This window comes from Providencia sp. JUb39 (assembly GCF_012272845.1).
Classification (GTDB): domain Bacteria; phylum Pseudomonadota; class Gammaproteobacteria; order Enterobacterales; family Enterobacteriaceae; genus Providencia; species Providencia lanzhouensis.
This window is the reverse complement of sequence record NZ_JAAWXD020000001.1, coordinates 3,006,299-3,027,202: the sequence shown is the minus strand read 5'-3', so window position 1 is coordinate 3,027,202 and position 20,904 is coordinate 3,006,299. Positions and strand designations below refer to the sequence as shown.

Below are 20,904 nucleotides of genomic sequence, written 5' to 3'. Positions count from 1 at the left end.
GTTTACACCGCTTCCTTTGTATTAATTTGTGACTCTTGGTCAGAGATTTTTTGTTTTTCTTTTTCGACTTGTTCTGCACGCCAAATACTATTTAATACGTGTACCATGGCTTTTGCGGATGATTCAACGATATCCGTTGCTAATCCCATACCGTGGAAACGACGACCAAAGCATTCAGCGACGATATCCACTTGTCCTAAGGCATTTTCACCCTGACCTTTCGCGGACAATTGGTAAGAAACCAATTTCATTGGGTAGTTTGTGATTTTGCTAATCGCTTGATAGATAGCATCAACAGGACCATTTCCGGTTGCCGCCTCTGATTTTTCTGTTTCACCACACTGCATTTTGACGGTCGCAGTGGCAACAATGCTTGAACCTGACTGTGTACTAAAGTAATCCATGACAAAGTGGTCAGTTTCGTCTTGCTGTTTCGCGAAAAAGGCTAAAGCTTCTAAATCATAATCAAATACTTGCCCTTTTTTATCCGCTAAGTTCAAGAATGCGGTATACAACTCATCTAAATTAAAATCTTTACCTTCGCTATAGCCCATCTCTTCCATGCGGTGTTTAACAGCGGCACGACCTGAACGGGACGTTAAGTTTAATTGTTGCTCTTTTAAGCCGATGGATTCAGGGGTCATAATTTCGTAAGTTTCGCGATTTTTTAACACGCCATCTTGGTGGATCCCTGATGAGTGCGCGAATGCGTTGCTGCCCACAACGGCTTTATTGGCAGGAATTGGGGTATTGCATAATTGGCTAACTAACTGGCTGGTACGGTAAATTTCTTTGTGATTGATATTGGTGTGCACACCTAACATCTGTTCACGCAATTTAATCGCCATGATCACTTCTTCTAACGCGGTATTTCCTGCGCGTTCGCCTAATCCATTAATGGTACCTTCCACTTGTCGAGCTCCAGCTTGAACGGCGCTGATGGAGTTAGCGACCGACATGCCTAAGTCATCATGGCAATGAACGGAGATGATGGCTTTATCAATGTTAGGGACACGCTCATATAAAGAAGAGATAATGCCACCGAATTGATATGGGGTTGTGTAGCCGACAGTGTCTGGGATATTAATGGTGGTTGCGCCTGCGCCGATGGCAGCTTCGACAATGCGACATAAGTTATCAATATCTGTACGACCCGCGTCTTCACATGAAAATTCCACATCATCAGTGTAGCGGCGCGCTCGTTTAATAGAGTTAATCGCCATGTCCATCACGCCATCAAACGTTTTATTTAACTTTTTCTGCATGTGCAAATTGGATGTCGCTAAGAAAACATGAATACGGAATGCTTCAGCTACTTTCAACGATTCTGCTGCCACATCAATATCATTTTCAACACAGCGTGCTAATGCGCAGATACGGCTATTTTTAATTTCACGAGCGATAGTTTGAACAGACTCAAAATCACCCGGGGATGAGACAGGGAACCCAGCTTCAATAACATCGACACCTAAGCGCTCTAATGCAAAAGCAATTTGTAATTTTTCTTTAACTGATAAGCTGGCCTGCAAGGCTTGTTCGCCATCACGTAAGGTTGTGTCGAAGATGATAACTTGGTTGCTCATAATGTGTTCCTCATAGACTAAATTTTGTTGTTTTTAATTCTGTTTGTTGGATTCCCATTTAGCCGCAGGCATAAAAAAACCCGCTGGTTGCGCGGGCTTCTTTATGTTAGTGGACAGTATTTGTTTTACTTTCCATCCATAAGCATACCGCGCAAATTGGCTGCGAGTAGTAGTAGGCTTAGTAGGCGGATAGAAGATGTCATGGTTAACTGTCTCTCTTTGAATTTCAAATAATCTGTATTTATTGATACGTGATTCCAATAATAATGTCAAACTTAATTTTTTGAGCGCTAAATGCTTGGAAGTGTGTTGTTACTGATTATTGGAATTTACGTCTGATATTTATAATTTTCATGATGTTTTTGCCTATATAAGGGCGTAAAAATCAGGCTAAAATTTCACCTAAAAATTAATGGCATAACTATATTTCTATAACGTAATGATTTTTATTATGTTTATGTAATGAAAGTATGCAGAGGTTAGATACCAGACTTCATTGGTATTGATCGCGGTTATGCTTCAAATAAGGTTAATTATCTAATAAATAAATAATTAAAAATTAATCTGATAATGAGATTCAAACGCGTTTATAGAAGAGATTTATTATGATTTATTCTTGAAATTGTTTTATTATTTTTATCGGAATGATGCTGACTTTAATAAGTTACATGTACCCATTACACTGATGAATATTTGCATTTTATGATGATATCTATACCTCGATTCTAATTTATGGGCAAAAAGAATAGAAGCGTCGTTTTAATAAATGCAGGGAAAGCGAAATAACTTATCATGTATAAGTTGTTTTAAAAATAATATTTAATGATTTTATATTTTTCGTCAATATTGCTTTGATGGATCATGTTCATTAATTAAAAATGATAAATATATTTAGTGGAGTTAAAAATGACTGATTTTGATACGATCTCAACAGCAAAAAAAGAAAGTAGCGATATTCATCTGCGCAATGTTGATTTGAACTTATTAACTGTTTTTGATGTTGTGATGCAAATGCAAAATGTCACTCGTGCAGCGCAAGTTCTCGGTATGTCTCAGCCTGCAGTAAGTAACGCCGTATCCCGCTTGAAATCCATGTTCAATGACGAATTATTTGTTCGCTATGGGCGTGGAATTCAACCGACTTCGCGCGCAAAACAATTATTTGGACCAGTAAGGCAAGCTCTTCAATTGGTGCATAATGAATTACCGGGGGCAGGGTTTGATCCTAAGCAAAGCGAAAGAGCATTTAGCTTATCTATTTGCTCTCCATTAGATATTCGCTTAGCGGCAACAATTGTTGATAAATTTAAAATTGCGTCGCCAAATGTTCAAGTTTTTATTCATTCTTTTTTAGGGAATAACATAGCGCATCAATTAAAATACCAAGAGATAGATTTTTTCTTGGGATATAATCAATTCGAAAAACCCGAGTATCAACATCAGATTTTATTTAATGATGAATTGGTTTTAGTTGTCGCTAATCACCATCCAAGAATTGAAGATACTATTAATCAAGAAATGTTAGTGAGTGAAAGACACGCTATTATGGCAATGGATAATATTGGGTCATTTAGCAAACTGTATTACCATAATACGGAACTTTCCCACACTGTCAGTTATCAAGGAACGGACTTAAACAGTGTATTGAACATTGTGGCACAAACAGATTTAGTGGCTATTGCACCCAAATGGTTAGTGGAACATCATGCAAGTCAGCTGCAACTGCGTACCTTATCATTGCCTTGGGAAGAGAGTTCTCGCCCATGTTATTTAACGTGGCATGAATCGACGGCACGAGATAAAGGCCATCAATGGATGAAAGCGCAGTTTTGCCAAATGATAGAACAGCTGTAAGCTAAATTGGCTCAATTCATTCTAAGGCAACCTTAGCATATTCCCCTAAATACTAACTCGCCATGATGAAAAAAATGGCGAGTTTTGTTGTGTCTGTAGCATTTGCAAAAAATTTACACTTTATTCCTTTCTTCGTTTATCTTTCCGCTATACACTCCAAATATTCAGCTAACAGATGTAAGCTGAAATAATAAAAAGTATTAAGATTAGGTTGTTTGTGAGTTTGCCGAATGACTTAAAATTCTAATGACCTATAGGGAATACACTTTGATTACTGAAAATCTATATCCATATCATATTGTTAACCGCATACGTTCCAGAATGGACGCGAGCGAGTCAGCGGATCGGATAGCTTTCAGTCAATGGGACAACGGACATCAATCAGAATTGACTTGGGCGGAAGTAGACACCAAAACCACCGCGATTGCCCGTCAGCTTTTGGCGATGAACGTTGTCCCGCAAGAGAATATTGGGCTTTTTGCTCATAATAGTATGAATTGGTCTTTGGTTGATATCGCGGCACTACAAATCAAAGCCGTGACGGTACCTCTCTATGCCACAAGCAGTATTGATCAAGCCGCCTATATCATTAATGACGCCAACATTAAGATCCTATTTGTTGGTGCTCAAGAACAATATCAAGTTGCTTGCCAATTACTCACACATTGCCCACAGCTCTCCGCTATCATTGCATTAGACGATAATGTTGAATTAGATGGGCAAGTGGCTAACAGCATGCACTTATCGACATTTATGTCCCTCGCTCAGCCTCAATATCAAGCTGAATTAGATGCGCGAATTGCAGCTCAAAATTTAAGTGATTTATTCACCATTATTTATACCTCGGGCACCACGGGAGAACCGAAAGGGGTGATGCTGGATTACTACAATATGGCAGCCCAGCTTTATCTTCATGACAACCGTTTAGAACTGTCCGAAGACGATGTTTCATTATGTTTCCTACCGCTTTCTCACGTTTTTGAACGCGCATGGAGTTTTTATGTCATGCACAGCGGCGCGCGCAATGTCTATTTAACCAATACTAATTTGGTGAAAGAGGCACTTACTGATGTTAAACCAACGGTGATGTGTGCCGTACCGCGTTTCTATGAGAAAGTTTACAGTGCAGTACAAAGTAAAGTATCCCAAGCGCCTTTCATGCGTCGTGCAATTTTCAAATGGGCGATTGCGATAGGGAAGCAAAAAGTGAAGGCGATGGCAAAAGGTAAATCGCTTTCATTTATCAATAACCGCTTATATGCATTGGCAGATAAGCTGGTTCTGAGCAAAATTCGCCAAGGGCTCGGTGGTCGTATTCGTTTTATGCCAGCGGCGGGCGCACGTCTCGATGATGATGTCATCGCATTTTTCTTATCTGCGGGAGTGGATATTAAATATGGCTATGGGATGAGTGAAACCTGCGCGACAGTTTCGTGTTGGGAAGCGAATAAATACCCATTAGGCTCTATTGGTACGCCGCTTTCTGCCATTTCTGTACGCATTGGAGCAAACGACGAAATCCAAGTCAAAGGTCCTGTCGTCATGAAAGGCTACTATAATCGCCCACAAGAAACGATAGATACATTCACAGCTGATGGCTGGTTACGTACAGGGGATGCCGGAAAAATCGATGAGCAGGGCAACTTATATATTACGGATAGACTAAAAGATTTAATGAAAACGTCTAACGGGAAATATATTGCGCCACAGGTTATCGAAGGGGTTTTAGGTCAAGACCGTTTCATTGAGCACATTGCCGTCATTGCCGATGCACGTAAATTTGTTTCTGCGCTGATTGTGCCTTGCTATGACAGCCTTGAAGAGTATGCAAATTCAATTAACTTAAAATACCGTGATCGTTTGGAACTGTTAAAAGATTCTAAAATTGTTGCGCTGTTTGAAGGTCGTCTTAAAGAGCTACAAAAAAATCTGGAAAACTTCCATCAAGTGAAGCGTTTTACACTGTTACCAAGCAACTTCTCAATGGAGAAAGGTGAATTAACGCCTACGCTGAAATTACGACGTAAAATTATTTCAGAGCGCTACCGATTAGAAATTGAATCCATGTATCAAGAGTAATTCGATATTTAATCATACTTTCCAAGCCCTTCAGTGGTTATCCCTGAAGGGCTTTGTTTTACCTGCTATTTATGTAAAATCGCGTTGCCACTATTTTTGCTTATCTTTTAGTTATTTCCGCTCTATTTTGATTGAAAACTAGTCAATGAATCTGCCGAATTTTCATGTTCAAGACAAAATGAAATCTTCCTTAATTTCTCTGTGAAATCAAATTTGCGTCCCACAAATGGTAGGGATATGTTAATAGCTGAATTTATGACTAACTTAATAAAAATTAAAGAGGGTCGTACGGCTCTCTGTTAACTTGCAAATAGTCTGAGGGCAAACTCATGGAGATGTTGTCGGGAGCAGAAATGGTCGTCAAGTCATTGATTGACCAAGGAGTTAAGCACGTATTTGGCTATCCGGGAGGCGCGGTTCTCGATATTTATGATGCACTGCATACCGTGGGTGGCGTAGAGCATATTTTAGTGCGTCATGAACAAGCTGCGGTGCATATGGCAGATGGCTATGCGCGCTCAACAGGGGATGTCGGCGTGGTGTTGGTAACGTCAGGACCTGGCGCAACCAACGCGATAACGGGTATTGCTACCGCGTATATGGACTCCGTACCCATGGTAGTTTTATCGGGGCAGGTTGCCAGCTCATTGATTGGGAACGATGCATTCCAAGAGTGCGATATGGTGGGGATTTCGCGCCCAATCGTGAAGCATAGTTTTCTCATTAAACACGCGAAAGAGATCCCTGAAACCATCAAAAAAGCGTTTTATATTGCGGCGAGTGGGCGCCCAGGACCTGTGGTGATCGACTTTCCAAAAGATACGGTGAATCCTGCCGCTAAATTCCCTTATCGCTATCCTGAATCCGTCTCACTGCGCTCATACAATCCGACCTTACAGGGGCACAAAGGTCAAATTAAGAAAGCGCTGACCAAATTAGTCGCAGCGAAGAAGCCCGTGATGTATATCGGCGGCGGTGCGATCAATGCCAATTGCTCTGCGGAGCTAATGACATTAGCTGAAAAACTTCAGTTACCCGTGGTATCAACATTGATGGGGCTAGGCGCATTCCCCGAAACTCACCCACAATCGGTGGGTATGCTCGGCATGCATGGTACCTACGAAGCCAATAAAGTGATGCATCATTCTGATGTGATTTTTGCGGTTGGTGTTCGCTTTGACGACCGTACAACCAATAACTTAGAAAAATATTGCCCCAATGCCACTGTAATTCAAATTGATGTGGATCCAACCTCAATTTCGAAAACAGTCAAAGCGGATATTCCCATTGTTGGCGATGCAAAACTCACGTTAGAACAGATGATTGCTCAACTGGACCATGCGGCTGCCGAGCAAGATACCGCTGCACTGCAAGCGTGGTGGAAAGAAATCGGTATTTGGCGCGAAAAACAGTGCCTAAAATACGCATTAAATCCAAACAAAGTGAAGCCACAACAAGCCATTGAGGCTATTTACCGCTTAACCAACGGTGAAGCCTATGTGACGTCAGATGTGGGGCAACACCAAATGTTCGCTGCACTTTATTATCCGTTTGATAAACCGCGTCATTGGATTAACTCAGGGGGCTTAGGCACCATGGGCTTTGGTTTGCCCGCAGCCTTGGGCGTGAAACTGGCGCACCCTAAATCCACCGTGGTATGCGTGACTGGCGACGGCAGTATTCAGATGAACATCCAAGAGCTTTCAACTGCGCTGCAATATGGATTACCGGTACTGGTTCTGAACCTGAATAACGGTTTCCTTGGCATGGTAAAACAGTGGCAGGACATGATTTATCAAGGTCGTCACTCGCAATCCTATATGCAGTCATTGCCGAATTTCACAAAATTAGCTGAAGCTTATGGGCATGTGGGGATTTCAATAGCATCCCCAGATGAACTTGAAGATAAGCTAAAACAAGCGCTAGTCGAAGTGAATGAAAACCAGCGTCTGGTGTTTGTAGATATTAATATTGATGAAACTGAGCATGTTTACCCAATGCAAATCCGTGGTGGAGCAATGGATGAAATGTGGTTAAGTAAAACGGAGAGGACTTGATCATGCGTCGTATCTTATCAGTGTTATTAGAGAATGAATCAGGGGCACTATCTCGCGTGATTGGGCTTTTTTCACAGCGCGGTTATAACATCGAAAGCTTGACCGTAGCACCGACCGACGATCCGACATTGTCACGGATGACCATCCAGACAAAAGGGGATGCCAAGGTACTAGAGCAGATTGAAAAACAGCTACATAAACTGGTGGATGTGCTGCGAGTGAGCGAGCTGACAGCGTCAGCCCATATCGAGCGTGAAATTATGCTAGTGAAGCTGCAAGCCTCCGGTTATGGGCGAGATGAAATTAAGCGAAGTGCCGATATTTTCCGTGGTCAAATCGTGGATGTGACACCAACGCTGTACACCGTTCAGCTCGCAGGAACAAGCGATAAACTGGATGCATTCCTTGAAGCTGTGCGTGGTGTTGCTGAAATTGTTGAAGTTGCACGCTCAGGGATCGTTGGTGTTTCTCGTGGCGATAAAATTATGCGATGAAAAATTTATCTGCCGCAGGTAGAATAGAGCGGATTAAAGCCCCGAATGACTCGGGGCTGTTTCCCAAATTGCAAAGAGGTTAACGTGAAACTGGATGAGATAGCCCGTCTAGCGGGTGTTTCCCGCACAACGGCTAGTTATGTGATCAACGGCAAGGCCAAGCAGTATCGAGTCAGCGATAAAACTGTAGAAAAAGTGATGGCAGTCGTCAGAGAGCACAATTACCATCCAAACGCAGTCGCTGCAGGGTTACGCGCAGGTCGCACTCGCTCTATCGGGTTGGTGATCCCTGATCTTGAAAATACGAGCTATACCCGTATAGCCAATTATCTAGAGAGACAGGCTCGTCAGCGCGGATATCAGCTTTTAATTGCGTGTTCAGAAGACCAACCTGACAATGAAATTCGTTGCGTGGAACATTTGCTTCAGCGCCAAGTTGACGCGATTATTGTGTCTACCGCGTTACCTCCTGAACATCCGTTTTATCAGCGTTGGGCAAACCGTTCACTGCCTATCATCGCGCTGGATAGAGCATTAGAAAAAGAGCATTTCATTAGCGTGGTCGGTGATGACCAAGAAGATGCGCTGATGATCTCTAAAGAATTACGCAAATTCTCAGCTGAATCGGTCTTGTATCTCGGGGCATTACCTGAACTTTCTGTTAGCTATTTACGTGAGCAAGGTTTTCGTAAGGCATGGGAAGGGGACTCTCGCGAAGTCAATTACCTCTACGCCAATAGTTATGAGCGCGATGCTGCAGCAGATGTTTTCTCTCATTGGCTAGATAGCGGTAACGCGATGCCGGATGCGTTATTCACAACGTCATTTTCTTTACTGCAAGGCGTGTTGGATGTGGCATTGAAACGCAATGGTCGTTTACCAGAAAACATGGTTATCAGTACTTTTGGTGATAACGAATTGCTGGATTTCCTCGGTTGCCCTGTGCTGTCTCTTGCTCAGCGCCACCGCGATATCGCAGAGCGTATTTTAGAATTGGTATTAGCCAGCCTAGACGAGAAGCAGAAGCCAGAAACTGGAATTCGTCGAATTCGCAGGGACTTATGTCGCCGTGGTAGTTTAGGTCGCAAACAGTAGTGGATAAACCTTATCCAATGGTGAAAAAACCAGTTTAATAGTTAGTGATGTTAACCAAGATTCTTAGTAATATATCCGCCCCTATCTATTAGGGGCTTTTTTTTGGTGAAATTTATGGGTGATTACGGTTTTTTTATTGCGTTATCCTGTAAATATTTCACTTTAGGAATTTTCCTAATACTTTTTTTGATTATTTTGCATCGATTGTTTTTTTGACAAATTAATTTTTTTTTACCCATAAAAAAACCGATAAATACAATGAGCAAATTATTGTCAGCAAAATAACACTGTGAATTAAAACAGTTATTTAATGTGTTGAAATATAATGATTTTATATTGAAATACGTATTATTTGGTAGTTTTGTTTAAATAATCATCAATAAATGATGATCAAAAGGTAAAAAATAGACACGAAATAAACTGATTAAAAATGAGACGTATATATCATTTACTCAAATTTGTATGATTTTGCAGCAATGAAATAGATTTAAATATGTTTTACCTGCGTTTTATAAATAAGTGAATTATATCAACTCGTTATTTCTCTTTTTCTTTCCAAGTAAGATTTTTTCCCACTTTTTCTTTTCTAAAACGTTCTGTAAATAAAGCTAAAGCTACGTGCGGCTGGCTTGACAACGTTTTCATACCATTCGTAAACTTTATAAGTGGAGAATTGTGGGGTAAAGTGGGGCAGTTGGAAATAAAGGGGAAAAATCAGGTATGTTTCGTGGGGCTACACTGGTTAATCTCGACAGCAAAGGGCGGCTAACCGTGCCTACTCGTTATCGAGGAATGCTGAGCGAGGAATCGAAAGGGCAAATGGTATGTACCATTGACCTTCACCAGCCATGCCTGCTGCTTTATACCTTACCCGAATGGGAAATCATTGAGGAAAAACTGTCTAAGTTATCCACCATGAATCCCGCAGAACGTCGAGTACAGCGCCTTTTACTTGGTCATGCCAGTGAATGTCAGATAGACAATGCAGGACGTCTTTTGCTAGCTAGCACGCTGCGTCAACACGCAGGGCTAACAAAAGAGGTCATGTTGGTGGGCCAAATAAATAAATTTGAAATTTGGGATGAACAGATGTGGTACCAGCAAGTGGAAAATGACATCGCTGCTGAGCGTCTAGCCGACGAACCGCTGTCCGCCCGTCTACAGGATTTGTCACTATAACAATGACACAGCAGCAATTTAAACATGTAACAGTACTGCTCGATGAAGCAGTGAACGGCTTAAATCTTAAACCAAATGGTATCTATATTGATGGCACATTTGGTCGCGGTGGACACTCTCGCTTGATTTTAAGCCAACTGGGAGAGCAAGGTCGCTTGATTGCCATTGACCGTGACCCAGAGGCGATTAAAGCTGCTCAAGGAATTGATGACCCACGTTTTATGATTAAGCATGGCCCATTTTCAGCAATTGCAGATTATGTGGAAGAAGAAGGCTTAGTGGGCAAGATTGATGGAGTGTTGCTGGATCTCGGCGTCTCTTCGCCGCAGTTAGATGACCCAGAGCGTGGATTCTCATTTATGCGTGATGGACCACTGGATATGCGAATGGACCCAACGCGTGGTCAATCAGCGCAGCAATGGCTGATGACGGCAGAAGCTGACGATATCGCATGGGTATTAAAAACATTTGGTGAAGAGCGTTTTGCAAAGCGCATCGCAAGAGCCATCGTTGAGCGTAACCATAATCCAGAAGAAGAGCCGCTAACGCGTACGCGCCATTTGGCCGAGCTGATTGCCAAAGTCAGTCCGATTAAAGACCGACACAAGCACCCAGCAACCCGTAGCTTCCAAGCGATTCGTATTTATATCAATAGCGAGCTGGAAGAGATTGAGAAAGCATTAAATGGTGCGATGTCTGTTTTAGCACCTGAAGGGCGTTTATCCGTAATCAGTTTCCATTCATTGGAAGACAGATTAGTAAAACGCTTTATTCGTCAAAACAGTACCGGACCTTCTGTTCCTGCGGGGATCCCGCTGACAGAAGCGCAAATCAAAGAGCTAGGTGCCGCTAAATTACGCGCATTAGGCAAAATGAAGCCTTCCGAGATTGAAGTTGACGAAAACCCACGAGCACGTAGCTCGGTGTTACGTTTTGCAGAGAGAGCGGTAGAGTAATGACACCAGAAAGACACAGTTTAGCCAGAGTCATCGGTCGCGATTTATTTCGTTACGGAATTATTCCGATGATTTTGCTAGCCGCGATAGTGATTAGCGCTGTGTTTGTGGTGACCACCGCTCATGAAACACGACTGCTGACTGCCGCCAAAGATAAGCTGTATGAAGAGAAAGATTTTCTCGATATCGAATGGCGAAATTTGATCCTTGAAGAGAATGCGTTAGCCAGTCACAGCCGTGTTGAGCGTCTATCTGTTGAGAAATTACAAATGGTTCATGTGGAGCCATCCCAAGAAAACATTATTGTTTCCAAGCAATAACGAAGGTTAAGAATGAAAGCAACCAAACCCGCTAAGAACAAGAAAACAGAAGAAGTCACCAGCTTTGTTCGCTGGCGTTTTGTTTTGTTGTGTGGATGTATTGGGTTGGCACTAGCAGGGTTGTTGACTCGCGTTGCGTACCTACAAATTATTGCCCCGGAAAAACTGGTTAAAGAGGGAGACATGCGCTCCCTTCGCGTTCAAGAAGTATCAACGGCTCGAGGAATGATCAGTGACCGTGAAGGTCGCCAATTAGCAGTCAGTGTTCCGGTTAACGCTATCTGGGCTGACCCTAAAGAAGTTTTTGAAAAAGGCGGCGTTAGTAACGATGAACACTGGAAAGCTCTCGCCGATGCATTAGATATTCCTCTTGAACAAATCACCACCAAAATTTCTGCTAACCCGAAAGGGCGCTTTGTTTACCTCGCTCGTCAAGTTAACCCCTCCATCGGTGAATATGTCCGCAAACTAAAAGTTCCAGGAATCTATTTACGTAAAGAATCTCGCCGATATTACCCATCAGGTCCGGTTACAGCCCACTTATTAGGCGTAACAAATATCGATGGCGAAGGCATTGAAGGGGTGGAAAAAAGCTTTAACCGTTGGTTAAAAGGCTCTCCGGGTGAACGTACGGTACGTAAAGACCGTAATGGACGTGTTATTGAGACCGTCTCTTCAGTCGATAGCCAAGCAGCACATAACTTGATGCTCAGTATCGATGAGCGTATTCAATCTATTGTGTATCGCGAACTGACGAAAGGCGTTCAAGAGAACAAAGCTGAGTCCGGTGTGGCAATCCTAGTGGATGTGAATACTGGGGAAATCTTAGCGATGGCAAACAGTCCATCCTATAACCCAAATAATCTAGCGGGTACGCCGATGGATTTCATGCGCAACCGCGCTATCACGGATATTTTTGAACCAGGTTCAACCGTGAAGCCACTTGTCGTCATGAGTGCGCTACAAAACAAAATTATAAAAGAAAATACCGTATTAAATACCTATCCATACCGCGTTAATGGTCATGAAATCAAAGACGTTGCGCGTTACGCAGAGTTATCCATTACGGGTATTTTACAGAAGTCGAGTAACGTTGGTGTTTCAAAATTAGCGTTAGCGATGCCTGCTACAGAGTTGGTGGACGTGTATAGCCGCTTTGGGTTTGGCAAGCCGACTAATCTGGGGTTAGTCGGGGAAAGTAGTGGCATCTTTCCAAGTAAAAAAACACGGTGGTCTGATTTAGAAAGGGCCACCTTTTCTTTCGGGTACGGGCAGATGGTGACTCCATTACAACTTGCGCGTGCCTATGCAACGATCGGTAGTTTTGGGATATATCGCCCGTTATCGATTACTAAAGTCGACCCGCCTGTTCCGGGGACGCGAGTGTTTCCTGAGCCAATAATGCGCACCGTTGTGCATATGATGGAAAGTGTTGCTCTGCCAGGTGGCGGTGGAACACGTGCCGCAATTAAAGGCTATCGTATTGCAATTAAAACAGGTACCGCGAAAAAAGTCGGACCTGAAGGGCGCTATATCAACGAATATATCGCTTATACCGCAGGGGTTGCTCCCGCAAGCAACCCGCGCTATGCCCTCGTTGTGTTAATCAACGATCCAAAAGCCGGTAAGTACTACGGAGGTGCAGTATCTGCACCTATCTTTGGTTCTATCATGGGCGGGGTTTTGCGTCTCATGAACGTTGAGCCAGATGCATTGCAAACAGACGATAAAAGTGAAATCGTGAACAGTCAAAAAGAGGTTAAAAGTGGCAGATCGTAATCTTTGTGAACTCCTCGCCCCATTTGGTGTGAGTACAACAAATGTCTCTTTACGAGAGATGACGCTAGACAGTCGAAAGGCTGCCGCGGGCGATCTGTTTATTGCTATAAAAGGCCATCAGTCAGATGGTAGACACTATATCCCTCAAGCTATTGCACAAGGGGTTTCTGCAGTTATCGCAGAAGCACAAGGCGAAGCAGAAGAAGGCGAAATTCGCTTTATTCATGGTGTGCCTGTCATTTACCTTAACGACCTAAACAACTGTTTATCCGCATTAGCGGGTGAGTTCTACCATCAACCTTCTTTCAAAATGAAATTAGTGGGTGTGACGGGGACCAACGGTAAGACCACCACCACGCAATTAATTGCACAATGGGCAAAAGGATTAGGCGAAACATCAGCAGTGATGGGAACGGTAGGTAATGGGCTACTGGGGCACGTTTCTCCAAGCGAGAACACCACGGGATCCGCTGTTGATATCCAATTAGAACTGACTCAATTACTGAATAAAAAAGCGACGTTGACGGCGATGGAAGTTTCTTCTCATGGCTTGGTGCAAGGTCGTGTTGCTGCTCTGCAATTTGACGCGGCAGTGTTTACTAACTTAAGCCGTGATCATCTTGATTATCATGGTGATATGGCTAACTATGAAGCCGCTAAGTGGTTACTGTTTTCTACTCATCAAACCAAAACTCAAATTATTAATGCTGATGATGAAGTCGGGCTGAAGTGGTTACAACGCTTGCCGCAAGCTTGTGCCGTGACGATGGAAAATCGTATTCCGGCTAACTGGCAAGGTCCATGGCTAAAAGCCACTGACGTGGATTATCACGATAAAGGCGCAACCATTCATTTCACGTCAAGTTGGGGTGAAGGTTCGTTTGAAAGCCCATTAATGGGGGCGTTTAACGTAAGCAACTTATTGCTGGCGATGGCGACGCTATTGATGATGGATTATCCATTAGAGCAGCTTTTAGCAACAACCGACGCATTAATGCCAGTCTGTGGCCGTATGGAAGTTTTCAGCGTTGCAGGCAAGCCAACTGTGGTTGTGGATTATGCTCATACCCCTGACGCATTAGAAAAGGCGTTAGCGGCAGCGCGTTTACATTGTAAAGGCAAGCTGTGGTGTGTCTTCGGTTGTGGCGGTGATAGAGACAAGGGCAAGCGCCCACTGATGGGTGCTTCTGCTGAACAATACGCTGATAAAGTAGTGATCACCGACGATAACCCTCGCAGCGAAGATCCGCTGGATATTATCAACGATATCATGGCGGGTATTTTGGATTCTAGCCGCGTATTTGCGATCCCTGGGCGCCCAGAAGCCGTTACCAACACTATCTTACAAGCACAACCTGATGATGTGATTTTAGTGGCAGGTAAAGGTCATGAAGATTATCAAATTATTGGTTCTCGCCGTTTAGATTATTCAGACCGCTTGACTGTCGCAAGATTGTTGGGGGTGATGGCATGATCCCTATGACCTTAACCCAGCTGGCACAAATCACTCACGGTCGCATTGAAAAAGCGAGCAATAACGAATTAACGTTATTAAACGTGAGTACCGATAGCCGTAAAATCGACGCTAGCTGCCTGTTTATTGCCTTAAAAGGCGAGCGTTTTGATGCCCATGACTTTGCCGCTCAAGTGGTGGATGCGGGTGCCGCAGCACTGTTAGTTGACCATCAACTGGAAGTGAGCTGCCCACAGGTGATTGTTGAAGATACGCGTATCGCGATGGGGCAAATCGCCGCTTGGGTTCGCCAACAATCTAAAGCGAGAGTGGTCGGGTTGACTGGCTCTTCTGGCAAAACATCCGTGAAAGAGATGACCGCCTCGATTCTGGCGCAACGCGGTAAAACGTTATATACCGCGGGTAACTTGAATAATGATATTGGTGTTCCACTGACTCTGTTCCGTTTAACGGATGAATACCAATTTGCCGTGATCGAAATGGGGGCTAATCACCCACATGAAATTGAATACACGACCAACATTGTTAAGCCAGAAACTGCATTAGTGAATAACTTATTTGGTGCGCATCTTGCTGGTTTTGGTTCCCCAGAAGGCGTTGCTAAAGCCAAAGGTGAAATCTACCAAGGTCTGCCAGAAGAAGGCACGGCTATTGTGAACTTAGATAGCTACTCGGATAAGTGGCAATTTAACCCTCGTCAAACCGTTTGGTATTACTCGCTGACTGAAAAAGCGGATTTCTATCCTTCAGATATTCAAATCAAACAGCTGACAACCGATTTTACGCTACATACGCCGGTAGGGCAGGTTGAGATCACATTGCCATTACCGGGTGTGCATAACATTGCCAATGTTTTAGCGGCAAGTGCATTAGCCATTTCTGTGGGAGCAACCTTAGAAGATATCAAACAAGGTATAGCCACCACGAAAGCGGTACCGGGGCGTTTATTCCCAGTGAGTTTAAGTGAGACGAAAGTCGTACTGGACGATACCTATAATGCCAATGATGGTTCGATGATTGCGGCGATTAATGTGCTGGCGAAAATGCCGGGCTATCGCATTTTCGTTGTCGGTGACATGGGGGAGCTTGGTGATTATGCCCATGAGTGCCACGAACGTGTTGGTTTAGCCGCGAAGCAAGCGGGTTTGGATAAAGTTCTTAGTGTTGGACAGTTAAGCGAAATCATTAGCCAATCTAGCGAACGTGGCGAGCATTTTACCGCGAAACAAGATTTATTAACCCGACTAATTCCGCTAGCACAGCAGAATGATGTTGTTTCTATTTTAGTTAAAGGTTCACGCAGCTCCGCGATGGAAGATGTCGTGAATGCATTGAAGGAGTGCTTCGAATGTTAGTCTGGTTAGCCGAATTATTGGTTCATAAATTTTCTGCTTTTAACGTCTTCTCCTATTTGACGTTCAGAGCCATTGTCGGTTTGCTGACAGCATTAGTTATTGCTCTGTGGATGGGACCGCACCTGATAGCTTATTTGCAAAAAATGCAAATTGGGCAAGTGGTACGTAACGAGGGCCCTGAATCTCACTTTAGTAAACGTGGCACGCCAACGATGGGTGGGATTTTAATCCTATTTTCTATCTGCATGTCAGTGCTGTTATGGGCGCGTTTAGATAATCCATACGTCTGGTGTGTGCTGCTGGTTTTAGTGGGCTACGGTATTGTTGGTTTTGTTGATGATTACCGCAAAGTTGTTCGAAAAGATACCCGTGGTTTGATTGCACGTTGGAAATACTTCTGGCAATCAGTATTGGCGCTTGTTGTTGCATTCTCTATGTATGCGATTGGTAAAGATACACCAGCAACTCAGTTAGTGGTTCCATTCTTTAAAGATGTGATGCCGCAATTAGGGGTGTTGTACATCTTACTGGCTTACTTCGTTATCGTTGGAACCAGTAACGCCGTTAACTTAACCGATGGCTTAGATGGCTTAGCGATTATGCCAACCGTGTTTGTCGCAGCGGGCTTTGCTTTAGTTGCGTGGGCGACGGGTAACGTTAACTTTGCTAACTATTTACACATTCCATTCTTACCGCACGCGGGGGAATTAGTGATTGTGTGTACGGCGATTGTTGGGGCAGGTTTAGGCTTCTTATGGTTCAACACCTACCCAGCACAAGTATTTATGGGTGATGTGGGCTCTTTGGCATTAGGTGGAGCATTAGGAACTATCGCTGTTTTACTGCGCCAAGAATTCTTATTAGTGATCATGGGCGGTGTGTTTGTGGTTGAAACACTGTCGGTGATTTTACAAGTTGGCTCCTTCAAATTACGTGGTCAACGAATTTTCCGTATGGCACCAATTCACCATCACTATGAATTGAAAGGTTGGCCGGAACCACGCGTTATCGTGCGTTTCTGGATTATCTCTCTCATGTTAGTTCTGATTGGACTAGCAACATTGAAGGTGCGTTAAGATGATTGGTTCACAGGCTCAGCAGTATCAGGGTAAAAACGTAGTGATTATCGGCTTAGGTTTAACCGGGCTTTCCTGCGTTGACTTTTTCCTTGCTCGTGGGGTTGTTCCTCGCGTGATGGATACCCGCGCTGTGCCACCTGGTGTTGATAAACTGCCTGAGAATGTTGTTTGTCATAGTGGCAGCTTAAATAATGAATGGCTGCAACAAGCGGATCTGATTGTTGCCAGCCCAGGCATTGCGTTAGCAACGCCACAGTTACAGGAAGCTGCAAGCAACGGTATTGAGATTGTGGGAGATATTGAGCTGTTCTGCCGTGAGGCGGATGCGCCAATTGTCGCAATCACAGGTTCTAATGGTAAAAGCACGGTAACTTCCCTTGTGGGAGAAATGGCGAAAGCAGCTGGAATTTCCGTTGGTGTGGGCGGGAATATTGGTATTCCTGCAGTTTCTTTGCTCAATCAAGGGCATAGCCTGTTTGTGTTGGAACTGTCTAGCTTCCAATTGGAAACTACGTCTAGCCTACGTGCAGCGGCTGCGACCGTGTTGAATGTGACTGAAGATCATATGGATCGCTATCCATTGGGGCTTGAGCAATATCGCGCAGCAAAATTACGTATTTATGATAATGCGCAACACTGCATTGTGAACGCGCAAGACCCGCTAACGCTCCCACATGACCAGAGTGTTAGCCAATACACCAGTTTTGGTTTAAATAGCGGTGATTACTACTTTGATACGCAAAAACGTGTCTTAGTTGCTCAAGGTGAAGAGGTGTTGGATGTGGCGCAAATGCATCTGACTGGGCAGCATAACTATATGAATGCACTGGCTGCATTAGCCTTAGCTGATACCGTGGCAATCCCGCGTGATGCGAGTCTTAAAGTCTTAAAAGAGTATGCCGGTTTAGTTCATCGCTTCCAGTTGGTCTTTTTCAACCGCGGTGTGCGTTGGATCAACGACTCGAAGGCAACCAATGTGGGCAGTACAGAAGCTGCACTCAATGGGTTACATGTGGATGGTAACATTTACTTATTGCTGGGTGGTGATGGCAAGTCAGCTGATTTTTCTCCGCTCAAAGAATACATTTCGGCGGATAACTACCGTTTGTATTGTTTTGGTCGTGACGGTCAGCAATTAGCGGAACTCGCACCAGAAAAATCTGTGCTGACAGATACGATGGAACAAAGTATGCGCCAAATTGCGCCATTGTTAAAATCGGGCGACATGGTGCTGTTGTCTCCAGCCTGTGCCAGCTTAGATCAGTTCAAAAGTTTTGAGCAGCGAGGTGATGTTTTTGCTCAACTCGCTAAGGAGTTAGGTTAATGACCATACCGGGTGCTTTGCGTTTAAAAAACTGGATCATCGGTGAAAAGAATGGCGTGATTTCAGGCACGACGCTCTACGACCGTACTTTGGTTTGGTTAGCATTCGGTCTGGCGGCAATCGGCTTCATTATGGTGACCTCCGCATCGATGCCAGTAGGACAACGATTAACGGATGACCCATTTTATTTTGCTAAGCGTGACGTGGTGTATTTAGTCGTCGCATTTCTTCTGGTTTTAGGGGTAATGCGGGTCTCGATGGCAACATGGGAAAAATACAGCTTTATTTTGCTGATGGGCGCATTGGGCATGCTGGCAGTGGTGTTGGTGGCTGGTAGTTCCGTCAACGGGGCATCACGTTGGATTGACATCGGTATTGTGAAAATTCAGCCCGCAGAAATTTCGAAGTTCGCGCTGTTTTGTTACGTTTCCAGCTATTTAGTTCGTAAGTCAGATGAAGTACGCACCAAGTTTTTCGGCTTCGTAAAACCGATGTGTATTTTGATCATGATGGCGTTATTGCTGCTGTTGCAGCCAGACTTAGGAACGGTAGTTGTACTGGTTGTGACTACGTTAGGGTTGCTGTTTTTAGCCGGTGCGCGTTTAGCGCCGTTTATTATCGGTATCGCGGCTTGTGGTGTAGGCGTACTGGCTTTGATTGTCTTTGAACCGTATCGTTTGCGCCGCGTGACATCCTTCTTAAACCCGTGGGATGACCCGTTTGGTAGTGGCTATCAGTTAACGCAATCTTTGATGGCGTTTGGTCGAGGCGAGCTACTTGGTCAAGGTCTGGGCAACTCAGTACAGAAGTTAGAATATTTACCGGAAGCACACACTGACTTTATTTTCTCCGTACTGGCTGAAGAGCTGGGTTATGTAGGTGTGGTTCTGGTGTTACTGATGGTATTCATGCTGGCGTTTAGAGCGATGATGGTAGGGCGTAGAGCACTACTGACCAAGCAATTATTTGGTGGATATCTCGCGTGTGCCATCGGTATTTGGTTTACCTTCCAAGCATTGGTTAACGTGGGAGCTGCGGCAGGCATGTTGCCAACCAAAGGTTTAACACTCCCGTTAATCAGTTATGGGGGATCGAGTTTATTAGTGATGTCAGCGGCGATCGCTGTGTTACTTAGAATTGATTATGAGACACGACTTGAGAAAGCTCAGGCGTTTGTAAGGAGTTCCAAATGAGTCAGGCAAAAAAATTACTCGTTATGGCAGGCGGAACTGGGGGACACGTTTTTCCCGGCTTAGCTGTGGCGCATTATTTGCAGGCTCAAGGTTGGGAAATTCGCTGGTTAGGTACAGCAGATCGCATGGAAGCCACTTTAGTACCGAAACACGGTATTGATATTGAGTTTATTCAAATCTCGGGTTTAAGAGGCAAAGGCATTGGTGCATTAATTGGTGCACCTTGGCGTATCTATAAAGCCATTCGCCAAGCGAAAGCGATTATTCAGCGCTATCAACCTGATGCCGTTCTTGGTATGGGCGGTTATGTATCTGGCCCCGGCGGTATCGCGGCTTGGCAATGTGGCGTCCCTGTTGTTCTCCATGAACAAAATGGGATCGCGGGATTAACCAATAAATGGTTATCAAAAATTGCCAAACGTGTTTTACAAGCTTTCCCTGGTGCATTCCCTGATGCACCCGTTGTAGGTAACCCTGTGCGTGAAGATGTATTGGCATTGCCTGCGCCACAAGAGCGCTTAGCGGGTCGTGAAGGTGCGATACGCGTATTAGTTGTAGGTGGTAGCCAAGGGGCACGAATTTTAAATCAAGTCATGCCTGTAGTCGCTGGAAATGTGAGCAAACAGTTAAATATATGGCATCAGGCTGGAAAAGGCAGTAAGGAATCGACAGAAGCACTGTATAATGATTGTTTGAAAAATTCAGGCAATTCTGAGTTTAAAGTGACTGAATTTATTGATGATATGGCGCAAGCTTACGCATGGGCTGATATTGTGGTTTGTCGTTCAGGTGCATTAACTGTCAGTGAGATAGCTGCGGCAGGTTTACCCGCGATTTTTGTTCCTTTCCAGCATAAAGACCGCCAACAGTATTGGAATGCATTGCCTTTAGAACAAGCCGGGGCTGCGAAGATTATTGAACAACCGCAGTTTACACCCGAAGCTGTTGTCGAGTTACTCAACAAGTGGGATAGAGCTGAATTATTGTCGATGGCAGATAAAGCCTATAGCTGTGCCATCACGGATGCAACCGAACGTGTTGCGGCGGTTATTTGCGATGTTGCGAAATAGCCTGACCATACAA

General features: G+C 44.1%; 16 protein-coding genes. 15 read left to right on the top strand and 1 reads right to left on the bottom strand.

Annotated features, from left to right (window positions below):
• Positions 1 to 2: 2 nt before the first annotated feature.
• Positions 3 to 1,583, bottom strand: a complete 1,581-nt coding sequence (leuA, locus tag HFU86_RS14170) for a 2-isopropylmalate synthase (protein WP_132495809.1) — start codon at positions 1,581 to 1,583, stop codon at positions 3 to 5.
• Between the two features lie 906 nt (positions 1,584 to 2,489).
• Here leuA and leuO point away from each other — a divergent pair.
• From leuO to murG, 15 genes are all read left to right on the top strand, one after another.
• Complete coding sequence (gene leuO / locus HFU86_RS14160) at positions 2,490 to 3,437, top strand: transcriptional regulator LeuO (RefSeq protein WP_187129514.1); 948 nt, start codon at positions 2,490 to 2,492, stop codon at positions 3,435 to 3,437.
• A gap of 321 nt (positions 3,438 to 3,758) precedes the next feature.
• Positions 3,759 to 5,516, top strand: coding sequence for an AMP-dependent synthetase/ligase (locus tag HFU86_RS14155; protein WP_187129513.1), 1,758 nt, complete (start codon positions 3,759 to 3,761; stop codon positions 5,514 to 5,516).
• Between the two features lie 329 nt (positions 5,517 to 5,845).
• The gene (gene ilvI / locus HFU86_RS14150; protein WP_132495805.1) at positions 5,846 to 7,573 is read left to right on the top strand and encodes an acetolactate synthase 3 large subunit; all 1,728 of its coding nucleotides are present in this window, start codon (positions 5,846 to 5,848) and stop codon (positions 7,571 to 7,573) included.
• A 2-nt stretch (positions 7,574 to 7,575) separates the two neighbouring features.
• The gene (ilvN, locus tag HFU86_RS14145) at positions 7,576 to 8,067 is read left to right on the top strand and encodes an acetolactate synthase small subunit (protein WP_036951209.1); all 492 of its coding nucleotides are present in this window, start codon (positions 7,576 to 7,578) and stop codon (positions 8,065 to 8,067) included.
• A gap of 84 nt (positions 8,068 to 8,151) precedes the next feature.
• Entirely contained in the window at positions 8,152 to 9,162 is a 1,011-nt protein-coding gene (gene cra / locus HFU86_RS14140; protein WP_036951208.1) for a catabolite repressor/activator, read from the top strand.
• 720 nt (positions 9,163 to 9,882) lie between these two features.
• The gene (gene mraZ, locus HFU86_RS14135) at positions 9,883 to 10,341 is read left to right on the top strand and encodes a division/cell wall cluster transcriptional repressor MraZ (protein ID WP_036951207.1); all 459 of its coding nucleotides are present in this window, start codon (positions 9,883 to 9,885) and stop codon (positions 10,339 to 10,341) included.
• Positions 10,342 to 10,343: 2 nt separating this feature from the next.
• Positions 10,344 to 11,297 carry a 16S rRNA (cytosine(1402)-N(4))-methyltransferase RsmH gene (rsmH, locus tag HFU86_RS14130; protein WP_108478287.1) on the top strand — a complete coding sequence of 318 codons (954 nt, stop codon included), beginning with the start codon at positions 10,344 to 10,346 and terminating at the stop codon, positions 11,295 to 11,297.
• Positions 11,297 to 11,617 carry a cell division protein FtsL gene (gene ftsL, locus HFU86_RS14125; RefSeq protein WP_036951205.1) on the top strand — a complete coding sequence of 107 codons (321 nt, stop codon included), beginning with the start codon at positions 11,297 to 11,299 and terminating at the stop codon, positions 11,615 to 11,617. The genes rsmH and ftsL overlap by 1 nt, the downstream gene beginning before the upstream one ends.
• Positions 11,618 to 11,629: 12 nt before the next feature.
• Positions 11,630 to 13,396, top strand: coding sequence for a peptidoglycan glycosyltransferase FtsI (gene ftsI, locus HFU86_RS14120; RefSeq protein WP_036951204.1), 1,767 nt, complete (start codon positions 11,630 to 11,632; stop codon positions 13,394 to 13,396).
• Positions 13,383 to 14,870 (top strand): UDP-N-acetylmuramoyl-L-alanyl-D-glutamate--2,6-diaminopimelate ligase, encoded by a 1,488-nt coding sequence (gene murE, locus HFU86_RS14115; RefSeq protein WP_187129512.1) that lies wholly within the window; start codon positions 13,383 to 13,385, stop codon positions 14,868 to 14,870. The genes ftsI and murE overlap by 14 nt, the downstream gene beginning before the upstream one ends.
• Positions 14,867 to 16,225 (top strand): UDP-N-acetylmuramoyl-tripeptide--D-alanyl-D-alanine ligase, encoded by a 1,359-nt coding sequence (gene murF, locus HFU86_RS14110; RefSeq protein ID WP_187129511.1) that lies wholly within the window; start codon positions 14,867 to 14,869, stop codon positions 16,223 to 16,225. Before murE ends, murF begins: the two co-directional genes overlap by 4 nt.
• Positions 16,219 to 17,301, top strand: a complete 1,083-nt coding sequence (gene mraY, locus HFU86_RS14105) for a phospho-N-acetylmuramoyl-pentapeptide-transferase (RefSeq protein ID WP_036951201.1) — start codon at positions 16,219 to 16,221, stop codon at positions 17,299 to 17,301. The genes murF and mraY overlap by 7 nt, the downstream gene beginning before the upstream one ends.
• Before the next feature lies 1 nt (position 17,302).
• The gene (gene murD / locus HFU86_RS14100; RefSeq protein ID WP_036951200.1) at positions 17,303 to 18,628 is read left to right on the top strand and encodes a UDP-N-acetylmuramoyl-L-alanine--D-glutamate ligase; all 1,326 of its coding nucleotides are present in this window, start codon (positions 17,303 to 17,305) and stop codon (positions 18,626 to 18,628) included.
• On the top strand, positions 18,628 to 19,821 hold the full coding sequence (gene ftsW, locus HFU86_RS14095) for a cell division protein FtsW (protein ID WP_036951199.1): 1,194 nt from the start codon (positions 18,628 to 18,630) through the stop codon (positions 19,819 to 19,821). The genes murD and ftsW overlap by 1 nt, the downstream gene beginning before the upstream one ends.
• Positions 19,818 to 20,891, top strand: a complete 1,074-nt coding sequence (gene murG, locus HFU86_RS14090) for an undecaprenyldiphospho-muramoylpentapeptide beta-N-acetylglucosaminyltransferase (RefSeq protein ID WP_187129510.1) — start codon at positions 19,818 to 19,820, stop codon at positions 20,889 to 20,891. The genes ftsW and murG overlap by 4 nt, the downstream gene beginning before the upstream one ends.
• Positions 20,892 to 20,904: the final 13 nt, after the last annotated feature.

Excerpts from the sequence above, each read along its gene's own strand:
- leuA (WP_132495809.1), bottom strand. The coding sequence starts at position 1,583 with ATGAGCAACCAAGTTATCATCTTCGACACAACCTTACGTGATGGCGAA.
- leuO (WP_187129514.1), top strand. The coding sequence starts at position 2,490 with ATGACTGATTTTGATACGATCTCAACAGCAAAAAAAGAAAGTAGCGAT.
- HFU86_RS14155 (WP_187129513.1), top strand. The coding sequence starts at position 3,759 with ATGGACGCGAGCGAGTCAGCGGATCGGATAGCTTTCAGTCAATGGGAC.
- ilvI (WP_132495805.1), top strand. The coding sequence starts at position 5,846 with ATGGAGATGTTGTCGGGAGCAGAAATGGTCGTCAAGTCATTGATTGAC.
- ilvN (WP_036951209.1), top strand. The coding sequence starts at position 7,576 with ATGCGTCGTATCTTATCAGTGTTATTAGAGAATGAATCAGGGGCACTA.
- mraZ (WP_036951207.1), top strand. The coding sequence starts at position 9,883 with ATGTTTCGTGGGGCTACACTGGTTAATCTCGACAGCAAAGGGCGGCTA.
- rsmH (WP_108478287.1), top strand. The coding sequence starts at position 10,344 with ATGACACAGCAGCAATTTAAACATGTAACAGTACTGCTCGATGAAGCA.
- ftsL (WP_036951205.1), top strand. The coding sequence starts at position 11,297 with ATGACACCAGAAAGACACAGTTTAGCCAGAGTCATCGGTCGCGATTTA.
- ftsI (WP_036951204.1), top strand. The coding sequence starts at position 11,630 with ATGAAAGCAACCAAACCCGCTAAGAACAAGAAAACAGAAGAAGTCACC.
- murF (WP_187129511.1), top strand. The coding sequence starts at position 14,867 with ATGATCCCTATGACCTTAACCCAGCTGGCACAAATCACTCACGGTCGC.
- mraY (WP_036951201.1), top strand. The coding sequence starts at position 16,219 with ATGTTAGTCTGGTTAGCCGAATTATTGGTTCATAAATTTTCTGCTTTT.
- murD (WP_036951200.1), top strand. The coding sequence starts at position 17,303 with ATGATTGGTTCACAGGCTCAGCAGTATCAGGGTAAAAACGTAGTGATT.
- ftsW (WP_036951199.1), top strand. The coding sequence starts at position 18,628 with ATGACCATACCGGGTGCTTTGCGTTTAAAAAACTGGATCATCGGTGAA.
- murG (WP_187129510.1), top strand. The coding sequence starts at position 19,818 with ATGAGTCAGGCAAAAAAATTACTCGTTATGGCAGGCGGAACTGGGGGA.